The organism is Ensifer sp. (genome assembly GCF_035999135.1).
GTDB lineage: Bacteria > Pseudomonadota > Alphaproteobacteria > Rhizobiales > Rhizobiaceae > Ensifer.
Map to the genome: position 1 here is coordinate 12956 of NZ_DASYGZ010000171.1, position 22994 is coordinate 35949.

A 22994-nucleotide genomic window follows, 5' to 3' on the forward strand; every position below is an offset into this window, starting at 1 on the left:
TCTTCAGGCGGCGACTGAGCAGCGCCGCCAAGACTGTGACCTAACGTTAGCCGACCTTCGCGGTGTGCATCCCGACCTCGGCCAGCACCTCGTCCGTGTGTTCGCCAAGCCGCGGTGCGCCGCGATCGAGCGCAAGTTCGGCTGCCGAAAAGCGGATCGGCGCACGGACACCCGGCGACGTGCCCGTGGCGGCGCCCGTATGCGGCGTATCCACCCGCATCTGCCGATGCTCGATCTGCGGATCGGCAAACACATCCGCAACGGTGTTGATCGGTCCGCCCGGAACGCCGGCATCTTCCAGCATCGCCAGCAGCGCATCGCGTTCGATCTTCGCCGTCTCGTTGGCCAGTGCCACTGTCAGCGTGTCCCGGTTCTGCACCCGCAAGGCGTTGGTCAGATAGCGTTCGTCCGCTGCCAGATCCGGACGCCCGAGCAGCGTGCAGAACTTCACGAACTGCCGGTCGTTGCCGACAGCAACGATCAGGTGACCGTCCGACGTCGGAAACACCTGGTAGGGCGCGATGTTCGGATGCGCATTGCCGAGCCGGCGCGGTGCCTTGCCGGAGACGAGGAAATTGAGCGCCTGGTTTGCAAGAACGCCCGTCATGCAGTCGAGCAAGGCCATGTCGATCTGCTGCCCTTCGCCGGTACGCTCGCGTTGGGCAAGGGCCGCCTGCACGGCGATGACGCCGTAGAGGCCGGTGAAGATGTCGGCAAAGGCGACGCCGATCTTCTGCGGCTCGCGATCGGGCTCGCCGGTCAGGTCCATGATACCGCTCATGCCCTGGACGATGTAGTCGTAGCCGGCGCGATGGGCGTAGGGTCCATCCTGGCCGAAGCCGGTGACAGAGCAATAGATCAGCCGCGGGTTGACCTTCTTCAGGCTCTCGTAGTCGAGCCCGTATTTCGCGAGCCCGCCGACCTTGAAGTTTTCGAGCAGCACGTCCGACTTGGCGGCAAGGCGGCGCACGGCCTCCTGTCCCTCCTCGGTCGTGAAGTCGAGCACCACCGAGCGCTTGCCGCGATTGCAGGCATGGAAATAGGCGGCGTCGAGCGTCTCGCCATCCTCGCCCGCAACGAAGGGCGGTCCCCAGGCTCGGGTGTCGTCGCCGGCCGGGCTTTCGACCTTGATGACGTCGGCACCGAGATCGGCCAGGGTCTGGCCGATCCAGGGGCCCGCGAGAATGCGGGCCAGTTCCAGGACACGAATGCCCTTCAGCGGAGCTTCCATGACGGCACCGATCAGAAGAAGGCCTGAAGGCCGGTCTGGGCGCGGCCGAGGATCAGCGCATGAACGTCGTGCGTGCCCTCATAGGTGTTGACCGTTTCGAGGTTCACCATGTGACGCATGACCTGGTATTCCTCGGAAATGCCGTTGCCGCCGTGCATGTCGCGGGCCATGCGGGCGATGTCGAGCGACTTGCCGCAATTGTTGCGCTTGACGATCGAGATCATCTCCGGCGCCATGCGACCCTCGTCCATCAGGCGACCGACGCGTAGCGATCCGAGAAGGCCAAGCGTGATTTCCGTCTGCATGTCGGCAAGCTTCTTCTGGAAAAGCTGGGTCTGGGCGAGCGGGCGGTTGAACTGCTTGCGGTCAAGGCCGTACTGGCGGGCGGCATGCCAGCAGAATTCGGCAGCGCCGAGCGCGCCCCAGGAGATGCCGTAGCGGGCACGGTTGAGGCAACCGAACGGACCCTTCAGGCCCTCGACATTCGGCAACAATGCGTCTTCGCCGACCTCGACATTGTCCATGACGATTTCGCCGGTGATCGAGGCGCGCAGCGACAGCTTGCCGGCGATCTTGGGCGCAGAAAGCCCCTTCATGCCCTTGTCAAGAACGAAGCCGCGGATCGCGCCGCCATGGGCTTCCGATTTTGCCCAGACGACGAAGACGTCGGCGAGTGGCGCATTGGAAATCCACATCTTCGAGCCGACGAGGCGATATCCGCTCTCGGTCTTGATCGCACGGGTCTTCATGCCGGCTGGATCCGAACCGGCGTCCGGTTCCGTCAGGCCGAAGCAGCCGATCCACTCGCCGCTGATCAGCTTCGGCAGGTATTTCCGCTTCTGCTCCTCCGAGCCGTAGGCATAGATCGGATAGATCACCAGCGAAGACTGCACGCTCATCATCGAGCGGTAGCCCGAATCGACGCGCTCGACTTCGCGCGCAACCAGTCCATAGGCAACGTAGGAAGCGCCGACGCCGCCATAGACCTCGGATACGGTCACGCCGAGCAGTCCAAGCTCGCCCATTTCGCGGAAGATCTCCGGATCGGTCGATTCTTCCCGGTAGGCGGCGATGACGCGCGGCTGCAGCCGCTCCTGCGCATAGGCCCGCGCGGTATCGCGAATCATCCGCTCGTCCTCGGTCAGCTGATCGTCGAGGAGCAACGGATCATCCCATTGAAATTGCGTCTTGCCGGCCATGTTTCTCTCCCATCGGATTTTTCCGTTTCAACTTATCGCAAGGGGTGCATGCCGTTTCAAACGAAATTGAGGCACCGCCTCATGCGTGCAGGGAATGGACCACGGCGCGGGACGCGGTACGCGATGTTGCAAAAACGCTGAAATATGACGACAAGACTGGGAGGTTTCGATGACTGAAGCGCGAGAATGCGGACAGGATAGCCGAAGAGACACAACGAGCACCCATGGCCAACTACCGCCTCGAACGTTTCGCCCACAATCTCGACTGGAACCTGTTGCGCACCTTCGTCGTGCTCGTCGAGGAAGGCAGCATCACGGCGGCGGCAAACAGGTTGCTCTTGCAACAGCCGGCGGTCAGCATGGCGCTGAAGCGGCTGGAGCAGACCGTTGGCCAGAAGCTCATCGACCGGCGCCCGGGCCGTTTCAACCTGACCGACGCGGGAAGCCGCCTGCATGCGCAATGCCGCGACATCTTCGCCGCGGTCATAAGATTGCCGAACGTGCTTGAAACCGCCGGCGAAGAGGTGACCGGCCACCTTAACATCCATTCGGTCAGCCACGCCCACAATCCCGCCTGGGACCTGAAGCTCGAGAGCTTCTTCCGACAGCACCCAAAGGTCACGTTGTCGGTGACCGTTGCGACGACCGTGGACGTTCTCAGCGCCGTCGAGCGCAACGTGGCCACCATCGGCCTTTGCGACGGCAACATCCCCGATTGGCTGAACAGGCACTTCCACGTGCGCGAGCGTTATGCGCTCTACTGCGGCCGCGGGCATCCGCTGTTCGGCGCCCAAGGCGTCGATTTCAACGATCTCAGAGGCAACCCCTACATCGCCTTTATCGCCGACGTGCTCGGCGGGCAGCACATGAATTCGGTGACCGCCGTGCGTGCCGTCGGATCCTTCGGCCAGCAGGTCCGCGCCGTCTCCTGCAACGTCGAAGAGGTGATGCGGCTGATTGCGGGCAATGTCGGCATCGGCATGCTGCCCGATCATCTCGCAGACCCCGCGGTTGCCGATGGTCGGCTCTGGCAGCTGCCACCCTATAGTGAGCTGCCGACGACCGACGTCTTCCGGATCTCCAACCCGAACGCGATCCTCAATCCGGCCGAGGCCGCCTTCCTCGCCCACGTCGCCGATACCGAAGCGCTCGACCATTGCCTCGACCCGCCACGTCATCAGCAAGATTGATAGTCACCTTTCCGGTTATAAATTTGAACATGGCCACTCCCGCCCCTATGGTCCCGCCATTGGCAGATGGAGACGGGCATGCGCGATTACGACGTGGCAATCATCGGTGGCGGAATAGCGGGACTGTCGCTCGCCTATTTTCTGGCGCCGCATCGTTCCGTCGTCGTCATCGAGCGGGAAGATGGTCTCGGTTATCACAGCACCGGGCGTTCGGCCGCCGAATTCGTTCTGCGCTACAATGCGCCGGAGATCTGCGCGCTGGCCGCGATCTCCAAGCACTTCTTTGACACTCCTCCAGAAGGCTTTTCCGAAGTGGCGCTGCTCAAGCAGCGGGGCGGCGTCATGATCGCCAATGCCGAGAAGGTTGCGCGGTTTGAGGAGGTCTTCGCCGAGGAAAGCCGTGCCAATCCCGAACTGCTGCGCCTGACCGTCGAGGAGGCAATTGAGCGGGTGCCGATCCTGCGGCGCGACTATGTTGCGGCCGCGTTTTACGACCCGCAGTTCTGGGACATCGAGGTCGAGAACCTGTTGCAGGGTTATGTTCGCGGCGCGCGATCGCACGGCGCTGCAATCATCGAGCGCAGCGACGTGCTCGCTCCACGGCGGGACGGTGAACGCTGGGTGCTGCCGACCAATAGCGGCGACATCAGCGCCGGGACCGTCGTCAATGCCGCCGGCGGCTGGGCGGATCCGGTCGCCGAACTCTTCGGCGTTGCTCCCATCGGCATCGTGCCCCACCGTCGCACGGCGATCACCGTCGATCTGCCTGACGGCGTCGACGCGCTGACGTTGCCTGAAATCAACGAGATCGATGAGGACTTCTACATGAAGCCCGAGGGCGGACGGCTGCTGTCGTCTCCCGCCGACGCCACCCCGTGCGAGCCGGCCGACGTTCAGCCCGAGGAAATCGATATTGCCTGGGCCGCCCACTTTGTCGAGGAGGCCACGACCGTGCCGGTGCGCCGGATCTTCAAGAGCTGGGCCGGCATGCGCAGCTTTTCACCCGACAGGCTGCCGGTCATCGGCTTTGATCGCGACCGCCCGGATTTCTTCTGGCTTGCCGGCCAGGGTGGCTACGGCATTCTGACCTCGCCGGCGCTCGGAGCGCTCGCCGCCAATCTGCTGATCGGCGCTGGAGCGCCTGATGGTTTCGAGACAGTCGGCCTCTCCGCCTCGATGTTCGATCCCGCACGTCTCAGGACCTGATCCCGGGACCGGGCGCACAATCGCGCGTCTGGATCGCTCCGGGTTGCACTACTACCGACGACGCAAGCAAGCGGATTGAAGCGGCCCGCAAAACCTGACACGAATACGTCAGGGAGGACGGTTCATGTATTATGCGATCTTGGCTTATCACACCGCAGGCGTGGTCGAATCCTGGAGCGAAGAGGAGGATGCGACGCTGATGTCCGACCTGCTCGCCGTGCACGACCGATTTGTCGCGCAGAAGGCCTTTGGCCCGGCCGCCCGGCTTGGTCCCGCTGAAGGCGCCGTCACGCTTCGCGGCCCGGGCGCGGGGATCGTCACAGACGGCCCGTTTGCCGAGACCAAGGAAGAATTGCTGGGGCTTTACGTCGTCGATTTTCCGACGATCGAGGCGGCAGTCGCTGCGGCGCGCGACCTTCGCCGGAGCAATCCGACCGCGATCTACGAAATCAGGCCGATCGCACTCTATATACCGGGTGCGAATTTGGAGGGGTCGCACAGCTAGCACATGCGCGGGCGACCGGCTCTGCGCTCCTAAGATCCGCCCCGATCGTCTCCAACCTCGACTGCGTGGCCCCCTGTCCGTTGCGCAAGGGGCCTTGCGACCCGCTCAAGCTCCTCGAGCAGTGCTGCAGGCTGCCACGGTTTCAGGCCGTGAGCTGCAGCCTCTTTTACCAACGCGCAAAGACGCGCGTTCACCGGCGCCGATCGACCGAGTTTCGCGGCAAGCGCAACGAGCTCGCCATTGATCCAGTCGACCTCCGGGAACCGGCCGGCCGCAAGATCGTCCGCCATCGATGAGCGCGCCGTTTCGTCAATCTTCAGCATCCGGCTTGCAAGCATCCGGAACAGGCCATCCGGCAGATCAAGCACCGTTGGCAGCCAGCTTGGTGGAAGCGGCGTTAGCCGCGCGGGCCGGACGCGGCCCTCCGCGACAAGCAGCGAAAGCGCTTCCCGCTGGCTGAGCGCCAGACACCGGCGAAAGCCACGCATGCCGAGCTGCTGGCGGAGCGGCAGCCCCGAAAGGGCATTAACGGCGTTGTTGAGGTTCATCAGCAGCTTGGCCCATTGCACCGCCTCCATGTCGTGGCGGAGCTGAAGCGGCAGTCCGCCGGCCCTGAAGAACGGGGCGATCGAGACCATTGCCGGATCGTCCTCGACGACGATTTCCCCTTCAGTCGCGCGATGCAGATGCGCCGGTCCGGGCATGGTGACGTTGAACGGCACCATCCCCCGTAGGACCTTGGCCGACGGCAGCACCCGTTTCAGCGTTGCGGTGTTTTCGATGCCGTTCTGCAGGCTAAGGACAGGCGTGCCCGCAGCAAGAACCGGAGAGAGCGATGCGGCGGCGTCTGCGGTCTGGCCGGACTTCACCGCCACCAGGACGACATCGCATCCCCTGAGAGAAGAGACGGTATCGCAATAGGCAATGCGCTCGGGACCGATGACGTCGTCACGGCCGTCAAGATCGGTCAGCCGCAGTCCATCCTGTTGCCAGACGGTGCCACGCGCCTGACGACCGACGAAGATGACATCCGCCCTGCCAGCCAGCAGGCAGCCACCGACAAACCCGCCGATGGCGCCTGCCCCCAGGACTCCGATCCTCATGCTGCCGGATCCTCTTCGCGACCAACTCGGGCTCGAATGGTCCAGCTTTTCATCGCAATTCCCCTCTGCGGCCCGTCCGGCTGTGAACTGTAACAGAAGTTACAACAAACTGACATTTCGCCTTCATGAAGCGCCGCTAAGGCAGGTGTCATACCGATGACCGGTCTCCCCGTGAGAGGACCTGCAAGACATGTTTCAGTTGAAGAATGTAACCCGCCAGTTCGGCAAGAAGACAGCCGTGAGTTCGGTTACTTTCGACATCCCCCAAGGGCAGATGGTCGGCGTGATCGGCCGCTCCGGCGCCGGCAAGTCGACGCTGCTGCGCATGATCAACCGCCTCGTCGATCTGTCGTCGGGCTCGATCGCCTATGACGGCGCGGAAGTGTCGTCGCTGCGTGGTGCGGCGCTGCGCACCTGGCAGCGCGACTGCGCCATGATCTTCCAGCAGTTCAACCTGGTGCCGCGCCTCGACGTCCTGACCAACGTCCTGCTCGGCCGCCTCAACCACCGCTCGACGGTGCTCAGCGTCCTCAACATGTTTACCCGCGAAGAGCGGATCATGGCGATCGGCGCGCTCGAGCGCCTCGGCATCGAACAGTCCGCACTTCAGCCGGCAGGAACGCTTTCGGGCGGTCAGCAGCAGCGCGTCGCGATCGCCCGCGCGCTGATGCAGCAACCGAAGGTCCTGCTCGCCGACGAGCCGATCGCCTCGCTCGACCCGCTCAACGCCAAGATCGTCATGGATGCGCTTCGCGACATCAACGAGCGCGACGGCATCACGGTCATCACCAACCTGCATACGCTCGATACGGCGCGCAACTACTGCGAACGCATCATCGGCATGGCGCATGGCCGCGTTGTTTTCGACGGGCAGCCCAAGGATCTGACGGCGGCAGCGGTCGCAGAGATCTACGGCGCCGACACGGGCATCGAGGAATCGATGACCTCCACCAGCATCACCATTCCGGCGGCAGTACCGCAGGAAGAAACGGCATCGGCCGGCCTCAAGCCGCTGGCACTGGCCGGCATCTGACGCCCGCCACGATCGAAAGCCCGCGTCAAGGGCACCTCTTTGCAACCCAAATGGATCCGGCGAGGCCGGACACACGGGAGAACCTTATGCTGAAGAAAGCTCTTCTGAGCGCCGTCGCGCTCCTCGCTGTAATCGGCCATGCCCAGGCCGAAGACCTCAAGGAATTCCGCATCGGCATCCTCGGTGGCGAAAACGAAGCCGACCGCCTGCGCAACTTCCAGTGCCTCGTCGACAAGCTGCCGGCCGCCATCGGCGTCGAGAAGGTCTCGCTGTTCCCGGCTGCCGACTATGACGGCGTTATCCAGGGCCTGCTCGGCGGCACGCTCGACTACGCCGAGCTCGGCGCTTCCGGCTATGCCAAGATCTACCTCGCCAAGGCTGACGCCGTCGAGCCGATCCTGACGACCGTCCAGACCGACGGCTCGACCGGCTATCACTCGATCATGGTTGCCCGCAAGGACAGCGGCATCACCAAGATCGAAGACCTGAAGGGCAAGAAGCTCGGCTTCGCCGATCCGGACTCGACTTCGGGTTACCTCGTCCCGCTCGTGACCCTGCCGGAAGCAATCGGCGCACCGGTGAAGGAATTCTTCGGTGAGACCGGCTTCGGCGGCGGTCACGAAAACCTCGTTCTCGAAGTCGTCAAGGGCACGTTCGATGCCGGCACGACCTTCGGCTCGGGCGTCGGCGAGTTCAAGGACGGCTACACTTCGGGCAACCTGAAGAAGATGGTCGACAAGGGCATCCTCGACATGAACGACCTGGTCGAGCTCTGGAAGTCGCCGCTGATCCCGAACGGCCCGATCGTCGTGCGCACCTCGATGAACGATGACATGAAGGCGAAGTTCAAGCAGTTCATGGTCGACCTGCCGAAGACCGACGCTGCATGCTTCTCGGCCATCCAGGGCGGCGACTTCACCGGCTACACCGAAGTCAATTCCGATTTCTACAAGCCGATCATCGATGCCCGCAAGGCGACGATCGGCGGCTGATCAACCGCATCACATGGGAACGCTGGCCGCAAAAACGGCCAGCGTTTCACTGTTTGAAGGGCGTGCCTGGCATCCGGCTACTGGCATATCCATCGTTTAGTTTTCACGCATGTCCTGACGGAAAGCCGTTTGCCGCTTTCCTGGAATGCTCAAGAGGCCGGCATCCGCCGGAACGATCATGGCCACTTCCCTGCTCCCGCGGCAACTGAGCGACAACGGCGCCGTCATCGAGCGTCACTGGCAGGAACTGAGTTCCCGTCGCCGGCTCTATTCCTGGCTCGGCTTCGCCATCCTCTTCCTGGCGCTTTCAGGCTCGCTCTGGTTTGCCAACGATTCCAACGCCGGAAAGTTCTTCGACCGCTTGCCGCATTTCTTCGATTTCGTCGGCGATCTCGCTCCGCGCGACGGCATGGAAATCTTCCGCGCCATGTTCGATCTGCCCTCGCCCTACGACGATGGTAGCTTCAAGTACAATTACCCCGAAGGCCGGCTGTACCTGACCGAGAGCTTCTACATCCCCGAGTATGTTCACAAGATGATGGAGACCGTGAACATCGCGATCTTCTCCACCGTCATTGGTACGGCACTGGGCTTCGTGCTCTGCTTCTTCGCTGCACGCAACCTGATGCCAAACCCCTGGATCCGCGGCCTCGTTCGCCGCGTCATGGAAATCTTGCGCGCCTTTCCCGAGGTCGTCATCGCCGGCTTTTTCCTCGCCATTCTCTCGCTCGGCCCCATTCCGGCGATCGCCGCGGTTTCGATCCACACCATCGGCGCGCTCGGAAAGCTCTTTTACGAAGTGGTCGAGAATGCCGACATGAAGCCCGACGAAGGCTTGCGCGCTGCCGGCGGCAACTGGATCGAGCGTGTCTGGTTCGGCATGGTGCCGCAGGTCCTGCCCAACTTCGCCAGCTATTTCCTCCTGCGCCTTGAGATCAACGTGCGCGCCTCGACCATCATCGGCGCCGTTGGCGGCGGCGGTATCGGCGAGCTTCTGCGCCTGTCGATCGGCCAGGGCCACCAGGCGAAGACCCTTGCGATCGTGATCCTGCTGTTTGCGACCATTTTTGCCGTCGATCAGTTTTCCGCCTGGCTTCGCCGCCGCCTCGTCGGCGAGCAGTCCTTCCAGCTTGCCCAGTAGGTGCGCGCCATGACCACGACACGAATGAGCCCGATGGAAATGGACGCGATCGCGGCCCGCCATCCCGAACTTCTGAAATCCTCGACTTCCAAGCGCGTACGCACCGCGGCGATCACCGGTGGCGTCGTCGCCTACCTCATCTTCAGCTGGTGGTTCTTCTCGATCGGCCAGGTGCTCGGCAACGCCAACTGGGGCATCGCCGGGACCTATCTCGCCGACTGGGTCTCCTATGAGGTGCGCCCGGAAATCCATGTCGCGCCCGACCGGACGATGAGCCTCAACTATCAGCGCAACTCGCCGCTCGGTCCCAACCCCAATCCGGACTGGGTGGAGCTCGACAAGGCGACGGTAACGCGCCAGGTCGAAATCCCCGCGTCGGCCCAGACGGCAAGGCCGAAGGCGAGTTCGTCCTTCAGCTTCATGACGCCGGGCTCAGCACTTGGGGAAACCGCGACGGCTGAAGCCGAGAGCCGGGTCGAAACCCGCAAGGAAGAGGTTCTGACGCGGGTGGTCGTCACCTACGATCGATCGACCAGGATCGAGATCGCCGATGGCCTCGTGAAGGCGACCCATGGCGGCGATACGCTGGTGATGTCCGTCGATGGCGCAGATGAGGTGACGCCGCAAGGGGCCCTGCCCGCCTGGGCGACGCAAAAGCGGCCCGGTGAGAAGATCGTGCTTGCCTTTGGCACCACCGGCTGGGCCGAGGTCGAGGGTGACGAGGTCTCGGTCCGCAACCGGTTCTTTGGCTGGGCAAACTTCCTGTTCGACACCAACTCTCCCTTCTTCGGCAAGAGCTATGGCGAGGTCGCATCGCTCATCACATCCGGTGACCGCATCGACCCGGCGCGGTCCAACCTGTCGCTCGCCTGGAACAACATCCTCTACAACGCCGAGTGGCAGCATTTGGACGTCTGGACGAAGCTGCTGCAAACCGTGGTCATGGCTTTCGTCGGCACGCTGTTTGCGTCGCTGATTGCCTTCCCGCTCTGCTTCCTCGCCGCCCGCAACATCACCCCGAACTTCCTGACCAACCAGCTGGTCAAGCGCTTCTTCGACTTCCTCAGGTCGGTTGACATGTTCATCTGGGCACTGTTCTTCACCCGTGCCTTCGGCCCGGGACCGCTAGCCGGCATTTCGGCGATCTTCTTTACCGACACCGGCACCCTCGGCAAGCTCTACTCCGAGGCGCTGGAGAACATCGACGACAAGCAGCGAGAGGGCGTCAAGTCGGTCGGAGCCGCCCCGCTTGCCGTGCAGCGCTTCGGTGTTCTGCCCCAGGTGCTGCCGGTCTTTGCCAGCCAGGCGCTCTATTTCTGGGAATCGAACACCCGCTCGGCGACGATCATCGGCGCGGTCGGCGCCGGCGGCATCGGCCTCAAGCTCTGGGAGGCGATGCGCACCAACTCCGACTGGGAAAATGTCGCCTACATGGTGCTTCTGATCTTGCTGGTTGTCTTTATTTTCGACAGCATCTCGAACGCGTGCCGTTCGCGACTGATCGGACGCAAGGGTCACTGACCAGAAGCGTGAATTGCGCGTCTGCCATCATGATGTTGTCATGGAAATCGGCTAGCTGCGCATCGCATCCCGCAAACAATCGACCCGCCGCCCGGCGGGCCGGTCGCGACAAGAAAGTGAAGACCGTGCGTTATGCAATCTATTTCGCGCCGCCGGCGGACGACCGGCTGTCGCAGGTGGCGGCTCGTTGGCTCGGCCGCGACGCCTTTACCGGTGAGAACATTACCCCGGCGCCAATCGCCGGGATCGACGAGGCGACGCAAAGCGCGTTGACCGCCGACCCGCGGCGCTACGGTTTCCACGGCACGCTGAAGGCGCCTTTCGAGCTTGCGGAAGGCCGCAGCGAGGACGAGCTTCTGAGCATCTTCGAATGCTTCGCCGCAGACCTCGATCCGTTCGAGATCCCCGAGATCGTGTTGCATCAGCTTGGCCCGTTCTTCGCCCTGGTGCCGGCCGCCCCGTCCGCCGACCTGCAGGATCTGGCCGAAGACGCCGTCCATCGCTTCGACCCGTTCCGCGCGCCGCTATCCGACGCGGATTTTGCCCGTCGCAAGCCCGAAACTCTGCCGCTACGCCAGCGACGGTACCTCAGGGAATGGGGCTATCCCTATGTATTCGAAGAATTTCAGTTCCACCTGACCCTGACTGGCCCCGTACCCTCTGAGACGAGCGGCATCATGCGCTCGGCCCTCGAAACCACTTTCGCGGAGCATATCGGCAAGCCGCTTCACGTAACGTCAGTCGCGCTCTTCGTCGAACCGGAGCGCGGCGCACCCTTTACTGTCCGCTCCCTGCTGCCGCTCGGCAGCGACACCCAACGAAAGATTGCATGAGATGAGCAAAGAACAGGTTTTGACCAACGCCCGCATCGTCCTCGAGGACAGTATTCTCGACGGTTCGGTGCTGATCCGCGACGGCAAGATTGCCGATATCTCCGAAGGAACGGTCGCCAGCGGCGAAGACTTCGAAGGCGACTTCCTGATCCCCGGCCTCATCGAACTGCACACCGATCACCTCGAAGCCCACTATTCGCCGCGCCCAGGCGTGCGCTGGCTGAAGATCGCCGCGATCCAGGCGCATGACGCGCAGGTGGTAACCTCGGGCATCACCACGGTGTTCGACTGCCTGCGGCTCGGCTCCGACGAAGACGGCGGCTTCCAGAAGGGCGAGATGCGCAGTATGGCTGACGCACTGGCGCGGGCGAAGGAAGAGGGCCGGTTGCGCGCAGACCACCTGATCCACCTGCGCTGCGAGGTTTCGACCTCCGACGTGCTCGACCACTACGAGGACTTCCAGAACGACCCGCAGGTCAAGCTCGTCTCGCTGATGGACCACGCTCCCGGCCAGCGTCAGTTCCAGACGATGGACCAGTACACGCTCTACTACAAATCCAAGCGCGGCCTGTCGGACGCCGAATTCGAGAAATTCGTCGCGCGCCAGCAGGCACTGTCGGCACAGTATGCCGCTCCTCACCGCGACGCGCTTGCCAAAGCCTGCGCCGAGCGCGGCATCACCATCGCAAGCCATGATGACGCAACGGTCGCCCATGTCGACGAATCGATCGGCTACGGTATCAAGCTCGCCGAATTCCCGACGAGCTTTGAAGCGGCCGAAGCCTCGCACCGCGCTGGCCTCAGCGTGCTCATGGGCGCGCCGAACATCGTGCGCGGCAAGTCGCACTCCGGCAACATCGCCGCCCGGGACCTGGCCGAGCGTGGCGTTCTCGACGTGCTGTCGTCGGACTACGTACCCTTTAGCCTGATCCATGCTCCGTTCGTCCTTTCCGACGAACTCGAAGGCATCGACCTGCCGAAGGCAATTTCGATGGTGACCTCGACGCCGGCACGCACCGTCGGTCTTGATGACCGCGGCCGCATCGCAGTCGGCCTCCGCGCCGACATCGCCCGTGTCCACCGTAAAGAAGGTATTCCGGTCGTGCGCTCGGTCTGGCGCGAAGGGCGGCGTGTCGCATGAGCGCGAAGCTACAGGGCGGCGGCGCCCTCGTCGTCGTCGTCGGTCCGAGCGGCGCAGGTAAGGACAGTGTCATGGGTTTTGCCGCCCAGCACTTTAGCGATTGTCACGACGTGCATTTCGTCCGGCGCGTCATCACCCGCCCTTCGGATGCCGGCGGCGAGGTGCATGAAAGCGTCTCGGAAGACGAGTTCGTGGAGATGCAGAAGGACGGCGCGTTCGCCGTCTTCTGGGACGCGCACGGGCTGAAATACGGCATTCCCGCCGCCGTCCTCGAACATGTTAGAGGCGGCATGACGGCGATCGTCAATGGCAGCCGCGGCGCCCTGCCGGCGTTTCGGAACGCCTTCGGCGACATCGCCGTCGTCGTCATCACCGCCGAGACGCCGGTTCTTGCAAAGCGGCTTGCCGAACGTGGCCGCGAGAGCGAGGAAGAGGTGCTGCGGCGTCTCAGCCGCCAGGCGCCGGACGTCACCTCCGGCCCCGACGTCAGCATCATCGACAACAGCGGCCGGCTGGATGTCGCCGGAAATCGCTTCGTCGAAGTTGTCGAACGCCTGCGCGTCAAGGCGGATCACGCGGCTTAGCGTGACCTGATATCGCGACCTCGACGCGCGTCGATACGCGAGCGCGCTTCGCGACATCCGTCCCAAAGCATGCCTTCAAGGCTCCGCCCCACGGGTTCGGAGCCTTTCTTTTTGCGAGCCGTCAATGGCCGGTCCCGGCAAAAAAACCGGTCTACATCAGGGTTCTACGCCCATTTTTTCAGGCGACCGCCCCCATTGGGGCGACCCCTTCGCCCTTTCCTTTTCCCGAAGCTCCCCAAATTTCCTCTTGTGGAACAGGTTAATATGTATATACATTATATCCAGTGGAGGCGACCTCATGACTCAGTTCTCGACCCGCAAGCAGGCATCCGGCATCTGGCGCAACGTTCGCCTCCTGCCGATGAGCGAAACCGTTGAAGGTCTTGGCCTCGTCGAGAATGCGGCCGTGGCAGTCGTCGACGGGCGCATCGCCTATGCGGGACCGGAGCAGGACCTGCCTGCCGACCTCACCCGCGGGCTGGAAGCGACCGATTGCGGGGGGCGTGTGATGACGCCGGCGCTGATCGACTGCCACACCCACATCGTTCACGGCGGCAACCGCGCCCGCGAATTCCAGATGCGGCTTGAAGGCGCAACGTACGAAGAGATCGCGCGCGCCGGCGGCGGCATCGTTTCCTCGGTAAAGGCGACCAATGCGCTGACGGTCGATCAGCTTGTCGAAAGCGCCCTGCCGCGTCTCGACACGCTTCTTGCCGAAGGCGTTTCGACGGTCGAAGTCAAATCCGGCTATGGCCTGAACGTGACGGCCGAGCTCAACATGCTGCGGGCTGCCCGCAAGCTCGAGACACTGCGTCCAGTCCGCATCGTCACCAGCTATCTCGCCGCCCATGCGACGCCTGCCGACTACAAGGGGCGCAATGGCGACTACATCACCGACGTCGTTTTGCCCGGGCTCGATGCGGCCCATTCCGAAGGACTGGTGGATGCGGTCGACGGCTTTTGCGAAGGCATTGCCTTTTCGACCGCCGAGATCGCCCGCGTGTTCGATCGCGCAACAGCGCTTGGCCTGCCAGTGAAGCTACATGCCGAGCAGCTTTCCAATCTCGGCGGCGCCAAGCTCGCGGCCTACTATGGCGCGCTCTCGGCCGATCATCTCGAATATCTCGACGACGAAGGTGCTGCAGCCCTTGCCAAATCAGGCACGGTCGCCGTGCTCTTGCCCGGCGCTTTCTATGCGCTCCGCGAAGAGCACCTGCCGCCGGTCCAGGCGCTGCGCGACGCCGGCGCCCATATCGCGATCGCCACCGATTGCAATCCCGGCACCTCGCCGCTGACCTCGCTGCTTCTCACCATGAACATGTCGGCGACGTTCTTCCGACTGACGGTGGCCGAATGCCTCGCCGGCGCGACGCGCGAAGCCGCGCGCGCTCTTGGTCTTCTCCCGGAAACAGGAACGATCGAAGTCGGGAAGTCGGCCGATCTGGCAATCTGGAACATCGAAGACCCGGCCGAACTCGTCTACCGCATCGGCTTCAATCCGCTTCATGAACGCATCTTTAGTGGGCAAAGGACCGGTCAATGACCATCATTCTTCACCCGGGCTCCGTGCCCCTTCGCGACCTCGAAACTATCTACTGGACCGGAGAGCCGGCCCGCCTCGACCCAACCTTTGACGCCGGCATCAACAAGGCTGCGGCACGCATCGCCGAAATCGTCGCCGGCAATGCGCCGGTCTACGGCATCAACACCGGCTTCGGCAAACTGGCCTCGATCAAGATCGACAGTGCCGACGTCGCGACACTGCAACGAAACCTGATCCTGTCGCATTGCTGCGGCGTCGGTGAACCGCTTTCGGAAAACATCGTCCGTCTGATCCTGTCGCTGAAGCTCGTCTCGCTCGGCCGCGGCGCCTCCGGTGTGCGCCTTGAACTCGTGCGCCTGATCGAAGCGATGCTGGAAAAGGGCGTCATCCCGGTGATCCCCGAAAAGGGCTCGGTCGGCGCGTCAGGCGACCTCGCGCCGCTCGCCCATATGGCGGCGGTCATGATGGGTCATGGCGAAGCCTTCTACAAAGGCGAACGGCTGTCTGGCGCCAAGGCACTCGCCGCCGCCGGCCTGACGCCGGTCGTCCTTGCCGCCAAGGAAGGCCTGGCGCTGATCAACGGCACGCAGACCTCGACGGCACTAGCCCTTGCCGGCCTCTTCCGTGCCCATCGCGCCGCCCAGGCAGCTCTCATTACCGGCGCCATGTCGACCGACGCGGCGATGGGCTCGTCCGCGCCGTTCCACCCCGACATTCACTCGCTGCGCGGCCATCGCGGCCAGATCGATACCGCTGCTGCCCTGCGGGCGTTGCTTGCGGGCTCCGCCATCCGCGAAAGCCATATCGAGGGCGACGAGCGCGTGCAGGATCCCTACTGCATCCGCTGCCAGCCGCAGGTCGACGGCGCCTGCCTCGACATCCTGCGTTCGGTTGCCCGCACACTCGAGATCGAAGCCAACGCCGTCACCGACAACCCGCTGGTGCTTTCGGACAATTCCGTCGTCTCCGGCGGCAATTTCCACGCCGAGCCGGTTGCCTTTGCCGCCGACCAGATCGCCCTTGCCGTCTGCGAGATCGGTGCGATCTCCCAGCGCCGCATCGCGCTGCTCGTCGATCCGGCCCTCTCCTATGGCCTGCCCGCCTTCCTTGCCAAGAAGCCCGGCCTCAACTCCGGCCTGATGATCGCCGAGGTCACCTCCGCGGCGCTGATGTCGGAAAACAAGCAGCTGTCGCATCCGGCCTCGGTCGACTCGACCCCGACATCCGCCAACCAGGAAGACCATGTCTCGATGGCCTGCCACGGCGCGCGTCGCCTGCTGCTGATGACCGAGAACCTGTTCTCGATCGTCGGCATCGAAGCGCTGACCGCCGTCCAGGGCGTCGAGTTCCGCGCGCCGCTCACGACGAGCCCGGAACTGCAAAAGGCGGCCGCCGCCCTTCGCGCCGTTTCGCCGACAATCGAAGAGGATCGCTACCTGGCCGATGATCTCAAGGCCGCCGGCGACCTCATTGCGTCGGGGCGCCTCAACGCCGCCGTCTCCGGTAACATCTTGCCGGGTCTGGAGGCCTGAGATGGCGGTATTCGAAGTCACGAGAGGCACGTCCCCGGTCATCCTCGGCTTTCCACATACGGGAACTGAAGTTCCGGCTGCAGTCTGGGACCGGTTGAACGACAATGGCCGGATCCTCGCCGATACAGACTGGCACATCCACGAACTCTATGACGGCCTGCTGAAGGACGTGACGGTCGTTCGCGCCACCTTCCATCGCTACGTGATCGACGCGAACCGCGATCCCGCAGGCGTCAGCCTGTATCCCGGCCAGAACACGACCGGCCTGATCCCGGACACGGATTTCGACGGCAAGCCGATCTGGCAAGACGGACAAGCACCAACGGAAGCCGATGTCGCCGAACGCCTCCAGACGTTCCATGCGCCCTATCACGCAGCCCTCGCTGCCGAAATCGAGCGCGTCAAGGCGATCCACGGCATGGCCGTGCTTTACGACTGCCACTCGATCCGCTCGCACATCCCGTTCCTCTTCGAAGGTAAGCTGCCGGACCTCAATATCGGCACGGACATGGGCAAGACCTGCGCGCCGGCCATCGAGAAGGCAGTCGTCGAAACCGCAGCATCGGCAGAGGGTTACACCAACATCCTCAACGGTCGCTTCAAGGGCGGCTGGACGACGCGCCACTATGGCCGTCCGGAGACCGGCGTGCATGCAATCCAGATGGAGCTGGCTCAGTCCACGCACCTTGCAGCAGAAGAGCCGCCCTTCGCGCTCGACGCCGCGCGCACGGCACTGCTGCGCCAGCCGCTGAAAGCCATTCTGAACCGCATCGAAACAACAGCATTTGACCTCAAGAGACAGACAGGGAGCGAGGCATGACCATCAACAATCCGCGCCACAATATTCGCGACGTGCGCGCCCCCCAGGGCACGACGCTCAACGCCAAGAGCTGGCTGACCGAAGCGCCGCTGCGCATGCTGATGAACAATCTGGATCCGAACGTTGCGGAAAACCCGCATGAGCTGGTCGTCTACGGCGGCATCGGTCGGGCGGCGCGCACATGGGCCGATTTCGACAAGATCGTCGAGACGCTCAAGGACCTCAATGACGACGAAACGCTGATGGTGCAGTCGGGCAAGCCGGTCGGCGTCTTCCGTACCCACAAGGACGCGCCGCGCGTCCTGATCGCCAACTCCAACCTTGTGCCGCATTGGGCGAACTGGGACCATTTCAACGAGCTGGATAAGAAGGGTCTCGCCATGTACGGCCAGATGACCGCCGGCTCCTGGATCTATATCGGCACGCAAGGCATCGTGCAGGGCACCTACGAGACCTTCGTCGAAGCCGGCCGCCAGCACTATGGCGGCAATCTCAAGGGCAAGTGGGTGCTGACCGGCGGCCTCGGCGGCATGGGCGGCGCCCAGCCGCTGGCAGCCGTCATGGCGGGCGCCTCGTGCCTTGCGGTTGAATGCAACCCGGACTCGATCGATTTCCGCCTGCGCACCCGCTACCTCGACGAAAAGGCCGAGACGCTGGACGAGGCTATGGAAATCATCGCCCGCTGGACGAAGAACGGTGAAGCCAAGTCCGTCGGTCTTCTCGGCAACACCGCCGAGATCCTGCCGGAGATGGTCCGCCGCGGTATCCGCCCCGACATGGTCACCGACCAGACCTCGGCACACGACCCGGTCAACGGTTACCTGCCGAAGGGCTGGACGATGGCCGAATGGAAGGCCAAGCGCGAAAGCGACCCGAAGGCGGTCGAAAAGGCAGCCCGCGCCTCGATGCGCGAGCATGTCGAAGCGATGATCGCGTTCCAGGACATGGGCATCCCGACCTTCGATTACGGCAACAACATCCGCCAGGTCGCCAAGGAAGAGGGCCTCGAAAACGCCTTCGCCTTCCCCGGCTTCGTGCCGGCCTATATCCGTCCTCTGTTTTGCCGCGGCATCGGCCCGTTCCGCTGGGCGGCTCTTTCAGGCGATCCGGAAGACATCTACAAGACCGACGCCAAGGTCAAGGAACTGACCCCCGGCAACACCCACCTGCACAACTGGCTGGACATGGCCCGCGAGCGCATCTCCTTCCAGGGCCTGCCGGCACGCATCTGCTGGGTCGGTCTCGGCGATCGCCACCGCCTCGGCCTCGCCTTCAACGAGATGGTCAGGAACGGCGAACTGAAGGCGCCCGTCGTCATCGGCCGCGACCATCTGGACTCCGGCTCGGTCGCCTCGCCGAACCGCGAGACCGAAGCGATGAAGGACGGCTCGGACGCAGTTTCCGACTGGCCGCTCCTCAACGCCCTGCTCAACACGGCGTCGGGCGCGACCTGGGTCTCGCTGCACCACGGTGGCGGCGTCGGCATGGGCTTCTCGCAGCATTCGGGCGTCGTCATCTGCGCGGACGGTACGGATGACGCGGCCAAGCGCCTGGAGCGCGTTCTCTGGAACGACCCGGCGACCGGCGTCATGCGCCACGCCGATGCCGGCTACGACATCGCGCTTGACTGCGCCAAGGACAAGGGGCTGCGGCTGCCGGGCATTCTCGGCAACTGACACGCTCTCGACTGATATGAACGGACTTATTGATTGGGGCGCCGAAAGGCGCCCCAATCACTTTTTGATGAGACCGGCACCAGGACCGCGTCTTCCTCACCTCGACGCCTTGCAGCTATTGATCGCAATGATAGAAAAATCGAGACGGATTGGTGGCGATCTTTCTGCGGCAGGTCTCGTCCGCTTGCGCGAGCGCTGAGGAGGATTCGCGTGTTGAGGCTGAAACAGGAGAAGAACCATTAGAAATCTTATGTTTACCGCGGGCCTTCTCACGAGCGTCTTTGTCGCTTCGTCTTCAGTCGCCCAGAACGCGAGTTTTCTCGGGCCTGTTCGCAACGGAGAGCGCCATTTTACCGCCTTCCCCGAGTTTATCGGCGTCGGAATGAGTCAAGGGGATACCAAGAAGAGGGACGTCGTCTTTTCAACGATTCAAATGCTCGCCATCACTGCCGGACTTGAGGTTCGAGCCCAACCAGGCCTCGGGAGAAACACCATCGGTGTCATCTTTCGAAAAGATGCCGTCCAGAATGGCCGGGTCGATGTCAGCAAAATAGACGACTTTGGCTTCGACCCCTATTACGAGAGGCTGCTGAACGATAATGCGGCACTTGGCGCAGCAAACTGCGCTTCTGCCGTAAGCTATTCCGCGGAAGGGCGTTTTGACAGAGCTGTCGTCGTTGCAAACAACGATGTTCCCGATCAGGAGTTGGCTGCCTGCGTGGCTCAGGCCCAGGCACACGCTCTCGGGATAGCAACCTTTAATTCCAGCAAGGCCGATTTCTCACGATTCATCGCGAGGATCATGATCCTCGTCGATCAGAAGAAGAGATGTCTTCAGGACAACCAAACGAAATTCACCTGCAGCTTTGTCGATGAGCCCTGGGACTAGATCATTTCGCTGTTTCAACGAAACAGCGAAATGATCTAACTCTTTGATATCACGCAATTCCGGACGGAAAACCGTTCCACACTTTCGCTGGAATTGCCCTAGCCGAGTTGGCCGCGGTTCGTTGTCTTCCCTGTTCGGTCGCCATCGAGGGCCAGCAGCAGCACCAGTCCAGCAAATCCCCCGACACCGCCGAGAAGAGCGGTCCCGGAATAGTCGCTGATCCGCGTGCCGAGCGCAAAAAGGCCGGCGCACAGACCGCCGCTTAAGAACAAGTTCACGGCGATCAGCGAGCTGCCGAGCCCGGGACGATCGGCGATCAGTTCCTGCAGATAGCTGATCGGAATGGTGATCAGCGCCGCAGCGCCAAAGGCGCTGATGAGCGTGAGCGCATAGATCTGCCAGGTGGCATTGGCAAAACTGAGCAGCACCATGTAGCCGATATAAATGGCCGTCCCGAGCGCCAGCGCCTTGAACGGAACCAGGCTGAGCTGGATGCGCGCCCAGACGAAGATGAAGACCACTTCGAGGAAGGCGACGATTCCGACGATGATGCCGATGTCGGTGACGCTGCCGCCGATCTCGTCGGTCATGATCAAGGGCAGCACCGCGGCATTGACGTGCAACGTCGAGGTGATGGTCGCAACCGCAATCACCCTCAGGAAAATGCCCGGCGCCAGGATTTCGCGAAACGACGTCCAGTAGGAGAGCCGCTTGCCGAGCGAGGCATCGGCGCCCTTTTCGTTGGGCAGGCGAAAATAGACGATCAGCAGGTTGGCGAGGCAACCGAGGCAGGCGAGCAGGTAGGCCGGCAGCATGCTGTCGCCACCCGCCAGTGCAAAGCCGACGAGCCCGGGCACGAGAACCCAGGAGACAGATATCGCGGCGCGCGCACCCGTCGTCAGCGACGCCGCGTCGTGGCCGCTCATGCGCCGGGCGATGCTGCGCACATTGGCAAAGAGCAGCGTGTAGAGCGCGCCGTAGATCGGCAGAAACACCAGAACGCTGACGACGAAGCTCGCCTGGTAGGGCAGCAGATAGACGATGCCATAGCCGATGACGCCAAACAGGATCGCGGTCGACATCAAGAGACGATAGTTGCCGACTCGGTCCGCGAGGATGCCGATCGAGACGCTGACGATGACGTTGACCGTCGAAGCAAGCAGGATCAGCAGGGAATAGACGGCGTCGCTCAGGCCCAGTTCGTTGATGCCGACGACGGACTGGTAGGGCGAGGTGGCGGCACCCGCAAAACCGAACAGGAAGATTGCCAGCATGCTGATCCGCATACCGGGGTTGCGCATGGCGCTGAGGATGGTCGAGGTCATGATGAAGGGCATCCACGAAGTGGAAGAAATATGGGAGGAAAGACCCGCCCGATATCGGGCGGGATAGGATCAGTATGCCAAGGTTCAGGCGTCGCTCGACCAGCGCGCCGACAAGCGAGCCTCCGGTTCGAAGGCAAAATCCGGATCGAACGGGAAGGACGGACGGGAACGACGCAGGCTGGAAAGCCCGGCGATATCCTGGTTGACGACACCATCCGTCAGCGCCATCAGGTTCGGATTGGCGATCGGGGCGAGATCGGGTGAGAGATAGCCCGACTTGACGACGAGCAGCCGCACCGCCTGCGGGTCAAGAGCGAGGCGGCGAAAATCCTCGATATTGTGATAGGGCCTGCGCCGTGCGGCAATGACGATATCAATGGCGCCGACGCGCACCACCGCCTGCCGCTCCCGCGCTGGCCCCGGATCGTCGAGCGTCACGACGTCGACCAGCATCTCTGCGCTCTGGCTTGCCGGATCGAGGCTGCCGCCGATCTTCAGCATCAGCGTCTCGCCGAGACCGGCCGCAAAACAGGCTTCGACCGCCGGCGCGTCGGTGATCCCGGCGATCAGGGCGCCGCGCCACCCGCGGGCAAGCAGCGCCTTCAATACGTCGGCCCGGTCGCCGACGCCGCCGCCAGTCGGATTGTCACCCGAGTCTGCCAGGATGATCGGCGTCGTTGTCGCCCGTTCGGCAATGTCGAGCATCTCGCTGAGCGGCCCGGTCACGGGGCCGAACCGGAAATTGCGGCGTTCCGTCCAGTAGCCGGCGGCGATCTCTTCCGCCGCCTGAACGGCTGCCGCCTTGTCGGTGGCGGTCACCACCGCGCAGGCTGTCGCCCGCGGCTCGTCGGCCCAGACATACCCCACCATCAGATTGGCATCGAGAATGCCCGGCCGCTTGTCGAGCTCGGGCAGTTGCGCGTAAAGCGATTTTGCCGGCTCGTCCTCGGTCGACGTGCACTCGCCAGGCAGAAGGACAGGAACCGGCGCCCAGGCGATGCCCGGACGGGTTCCCTCGCGCAAGGCCGAGACGAGCGTCGACCAGGCACGGGTCATGGTTTCCGGCGTGTCGATGTGCGGTGCGGTGCGGTAGGCGGCGAAGATGTCGAGCTGGTCGATGATCCTCTGGCTGACATTGCCGTGCAGGTCGTAGCTGGCGGCAATCGGGCAGTCAGGGCCGACGACGGCGCGGGCGGCCGAGATCCAGTCGCCTTCTGCGTCGTCCATGCCGTCGACCTTGATCGCGCCATGCATGGCGAGATAGAGCCCATCGATCGGCAGCGCTTCGCGCAGCAATGCCAGGAACTCTGCCTTGAACGCGTCATAGGTCGCCCGCGACACCGGGCCGCCTGGAACCGCGCGCGCGTGCAGCAGCGGAAGGTGCTCGACACCCTCGGCCTTCATGAAGCTGAAGTATTCGGCCTCCAGCAGCGTCTGCCCGCGCAGCACCCGAAAATCCTCCTCAGTCATCAGGACTGGCGAATAGGTGCTGCATTCGGTGTGGATACCACCAACGGCAATGCGCATGGG

At 63.3% G+C, this 22994-nt stretch carries 20 protein-coding genes; 15 read left to right on the forward strand and 5 right to left on the reverse strand.

The genetic code is table 11. From position 1 onward, the window contains the following. Window positions 1–46: 46 nt before the first annotated feature. Together VGO12_RS22375 and VGO12_RS22380 are read right to left on the reverse strand one after the other, a co-directional pair. Complete coding sequence (locus tag VGO12_RS22375; protein WP_327514938.1) at window positions 47–1231, reverse strand: CaiB/BaiF CoA-transferase family protein; 1185 nt, start codon at window positions 1229–1231, stop codon at window positions 47–49. An 11-nt stretch (window positions 1232–1242) separates the two neighbouring features. Then, window positions 1243–2430, reverse strand: a complete 1188-nt coding sequence (locus VGO12_RS22380) for an acyl-CoA dehydrogenase (RefSeq protein WP_327514939.1) — start codon at window positions 2428–2430, stop codon at window positions 1243–1245. Between the two features lie 224 nt (window positions 2431–2654). Between VGO12_RS22380 and VGO12_RS22385 the strand changes: the two genes are divergently transcribed. The 3 genes from VGO12_RS22385 (at window position 2655) to VGO12_RS22395 (ending at window position 5331) form a co-directional block, all read left to right on the forward strand. Then, window positions 2655–3620: a LysR family transcriptional regulator gene (locus tag VGO12_RS22385; RefSeq protein WP_327514940.1), complete on the forward strand. Its 966-nt coding sequence runs from the start codon at window positions 2655–2657 to the stop codon at window positions 3618–3620. 78 nt (window positions 3621–3698) lie between these two features. Next, window positions 3699–4826, forward strand: a complete 1128-nt coding sequence (locus VGO12_RS22390) for an FAD-binding oxidoreductase (protein ID WP_327514941.1) — start codon at window positions 3699–3701, stop codon at window positions 4824–4826. 124 nt (window positions 4827–4950) lie between these two features. Continuing rightward, the gene (locus VGO12_RS22395) at window positions 4951–5331 is read left to right on the forward strand and encodes a YciI family protein (protein ID WP_327514942.1); all 381 of its coding nucleotides are present in this window, start codon (window positions 4951–4953) and stop codon (window positions 5329–5331) included. Window positions 5332–5360: 29 nt separating this feature from the next. Here the strand turns inward: VGO12_RS22395 and VGO12_RS22400 are convergent, their stop codons facing one another. Further along, the gene (locus tag VGO12_RS22400; RefSeq protein ID WP_327514943.1) at window positions 5361–6434 is read right to left on the reverse strand and encodes a 2-dehydropantoate 2-reductase; all 1074 of its coding nucleotides are present in this window, start codon (window positions 6432–6434) and stop codon (window positions 5361–5363) included. A gap of 190 nt (window positions 6435–6624) precedes the next feature. Between VGO12_RS22400 and phnC the strand changes: the two genes are divergently transcribed. The 12 genes from phnC to VGO12_RS22460 all read left to right on the forward strand — a co-directional run bounded on the left by phnC (window position 6625) and on the right by VGO12_RS22460 (window position 20139). Next, window positions 6625–7467, forward strand: a complete 843-nt coding sequence (gene phnC / locus VGO12_RS22405) for a phosphonate ABC transporter ATP-binding protein (protein ID WP_327514944.1) — start codon at window positions 6625–6627, stop codon at window positions 7465–7467. A gap of 86 nt (window positions 7468–7553) precedes the next feature. Further along, window positions 7554–8459 (forward strand): phosphonate ABC transporter substrate-binding protein, encoded by a 906-nt coding sequence (gene phnD, locus VGO12_RS22410; RefSeq protein WP_327514945.1) that lies wholly within the window; start codon window positions 7554–7556, stop codon window positions 8457–8459. 178 nt (window positions 8460–8637) lie between these two features. Next, window positions 8638–9600, forward strand: a complete 963-nt coding sequence (gene phnE, locus VGO12_RS22415; RefSeq protein ID WP_327514946.1) for a phosphonate ABC transporter, permease protein PhnE — start codon at window positions 8638–8640, stop codon at window positions 9598–9600. A 9-nt stretch (window positions 9601–9609) separates the two neighbouring features. Then, window positions 9610–11121 carry a phosphonate ABC transporter, permease protein PhnE gene (phnE, locus tag VGO12_RS22420; RefSeq protein WP_327514947.1) on the forward strand — a complete coding sequence of 504 codons (1512 nt, stop codon included), beginning with the start codon at window positions 9610–9612 and terminating at the stop codon, window positions 11119–11121. Window positions 11122–11246: 125 nt separating this feature from the next. Further along, window positions 11247–11954: a DUF1045 domain-containing protein gene (locus VGO12_RS22425; RefSeq protein ID WP_327514948.1), complete on the forward strand. Its 708-nt coding sequence runs from the start codon at window positions 11247–11249 to the stop codon at window positions 11952–11954. 1 nt (window position 11955) lies between these two features. After that, entirely contained in the window at window positions 11956–13095 is a 1140-nt protein-coding gene (locus VGO12_RS22430; RefSeq protein WP_327514949.1) for an alpha-D-ribose 1-methylphosphonate 5-triphosphate diphosphatase, read from the forward strand. Next, complete coding sequence (gene phnN, locus VGO12_RS22435) at window positions 13092–13679, forward strand: phosphonate metabolism protein/1,5-bisphosphokinase (PRPP-forming) PhnN (protein WP_327514950.1); 588 nt, start codon at window positions 13092–13094, stop codon at window positions 13677–13679. The genes VGO12_RS22430 and phnN overlap by 4 nt, the downstream gene beginning before the upstream one ends. Before the next feature lie 298 nt (window positions 13680–13977). Then, window positions 13978–15222 (forward strand): imidazolonepropionase, encoded by a 1245-nt coding sequence (gene hutI / locus VGO12_RS22440; protein ID WP_327514951.1) that lies wholly within the window; start codon window positions 13978–13980, stop codon window positions 15220–15222. After that, a complete protein-coding gene (gene hutH / locus VGO12_RS22445) occupies window positions 15219–16754 on the forward strand; it encodes a histidine ammonia-lyase (RefSeq protein ID WP_327514952.1) in 1536 nt (511 codons plus the stop codon). Before hutI ends, hutH begins: the two co-directional genes overlap by 4 nt. A gap of 1 nt (window position 16755) precedes the next feature. Beyond that, window positions 16756–17574, forward strand: coding sequence for an N-formylglutamate deformylase (hutG, locus tag VGO12_RS22450; RefSeq protein ID WP_327514953.1), 819 nt, complete (start codon window positions 16756–16758; stop codon window positions 17572–17574). Window positions 17575–17576: 2 nt separating this feature from the next. Beyond that, window positions 17577–19250 carry a urocanate hydratase gene (hutU, locus tag VGO12_RS22455; protein WP_327514994.1) on the forward strand — a complete coding sequence of 558 codons (1674 nt, stop codon included), beginning with the start codon at window positions 17577–17579 and terminating at the stop codon, window positions 19248–19250. Window positions 19251–19500: 250 nt separating this feature from the next. Further along, window positions 19501–20139: a hypothetical protein gene (locus tag VGO12_RS22460; protein WP_327514954.1), complete on the forward strand. Its 639-nt coding sequence runs from the start codon at window positions 19501–19503 to the stop codon at window positions 20137–20139. 98 nt (window positions 20140–20237) lie between these two features. Here VGO12_RS22460 and VGO12_RS22465 read toward each other — a convergent pair whose 3' ends face one another. Both VGO12_RS22465 and VGO12_RS22470 read right to left on the reverse strand, forming a co-directional pair. Next, a complete protein-coding gene (locus VGO12_RS22465; RefSeq protein WP_327514955.1) occupies window positions 20238–21464 on the reverse strand; it encodes an MFS transporter in 1227 nt (408 codons plus the stop codon). Window positions 21465–21548: 84 nt separating this feature from the next. After that, window positions 21549–22991, reverse strand: a complete 1443-nt coding sequence (locus tag VGO12_RS22470; RefSeq protein WP_327514956.1) for a M81 family metallopeptidase — start codon at window positions 22989–22991, stop codon at window positions 21549–21551. Window positions 22992–22994: the final 3 nt, after the last annotated feature.

Bases quoted from the DNA above. Each gene is read 5' to 3' on its own strand.
- VGO12_RS22375 (WP_327514938.1), bottom strand. From the start codon at position 1,231: ATGGAAGCTCCGCTGAAGGGCATTCGTGTCCTGGAACTGGCCCGCATT.
- VGO12_RS22380 (WP_327514939.1), bottom strand. From the start codon at position 2,430: ATGGCCGGCAAGACGCAATTTCAATGGGATGATCCGTTGCTCCTCGAC.
- VGO12_RS22385 (WP_327514940.1), top strand. From the start codon at position 2,655: ATGGCCAACTACCGCCTCGAACGTTTCGCCCACAATCTCGACTGGAAC.
- VGO12_RS22390 (WP_327514941.1), top strand. From the start codon at position 3,699: ATGCGCGATTACGACGTGGCAATCATCGGTGGCGGAATAGCGGGACTG.
- VGO12_RS22395 (WP_327514942.1), top strand. From the start codon at position 4,951: ATGTATTATGCGATCTTGGCTTATCACACCGCAGGCGTGGTCGAATCC.
- VGO12_RS22400 (WP_327514943.1), bottom strand. From the start codon at position 6,434: ATGAGGATCGGAGTCCTGGGGGCAGGCGCCATCGGCGGGTTTGTCGGT.
- phnC (WP_327514944.1), top strand. From the start codon at position 6,625: ATGTTTCAGTTGAAGAATGTAACCCGCCAGTTCGGCAAGAAGACAGCC.
- phnD (WP_327514945.1), top strand. From the start codon at position 7,554: ATGCTGAAGAAAGCTCTTCTGAGCGCCGTCGCGCTCCTCGCTGTAATC.
- phnE (WP_327514946.1), top strand. From the start codon at position 8,638: ATGGCCACTTCCCTGCTCCCGCGGCAACTGAGCGACAACGGCGCCGTC.
- phnE (WP_327514947.1), top strand. From the start codon at position 9,610: ATGACCACGACACGAATGAGCCCGATGGAAATGGACGCGATCGCGGCC.
- VGO12_RS22430 (WP_327514949.1), top strand. From the start codon at position 11,956: ATGAGCAAAGAACAGGTTTTGACCAACGCCCGCATCGTCCTCGAGGAC.
- phnN (WP_327514950.1), top strand. From the start codon at position 13,092: ATGAGCGCGAAGCTACAGGGCGGCGGCGCCCTCGTCGTCGTCGTCGGT.
- hutI (WP_327514951.1), top strand. From the start codon at position 13,978: ATGACTCAGTTCTCGACCCGCAAGCAGGCATCCGGCATCTGGCGCAAC.
- hutH (WP_327514952.1), top strand. From the start codon at position 15,219: ATGACCATCATTCTTCACCCGGGCTCCGTGCCCCTTCGCGACCTCGAA.
- hutG (WP_327514953.1), top strand. From the start codon at position 16,756: ATGGCGGTATTCGAAGTCACGAGAGGCACGTCCCCGGTCATCCTCGGC.
- VGO12_RS22460 (WP_327514954.1), top strand. From the start codon at position 19,501: ATGTTTACCGCGGGCCTTCTCACGAGCGTCTTTGTCGCTTCGTCTTCA.
- VGO12_RS22465 (WP_327514955.1), bottom strand. From the start codon at position 21,464: ATGACCTCGACCATCCTCAGCGCCATGCGCAACCCCGGTATGCGGATC.
- VGO12_RS22470 (WP_327514956.1), bottom strand. From the start codon at position 22,991: ATGCGCATTGCCGTTGGTGGTATCCACACCGAATGCAGCACCTATTCG.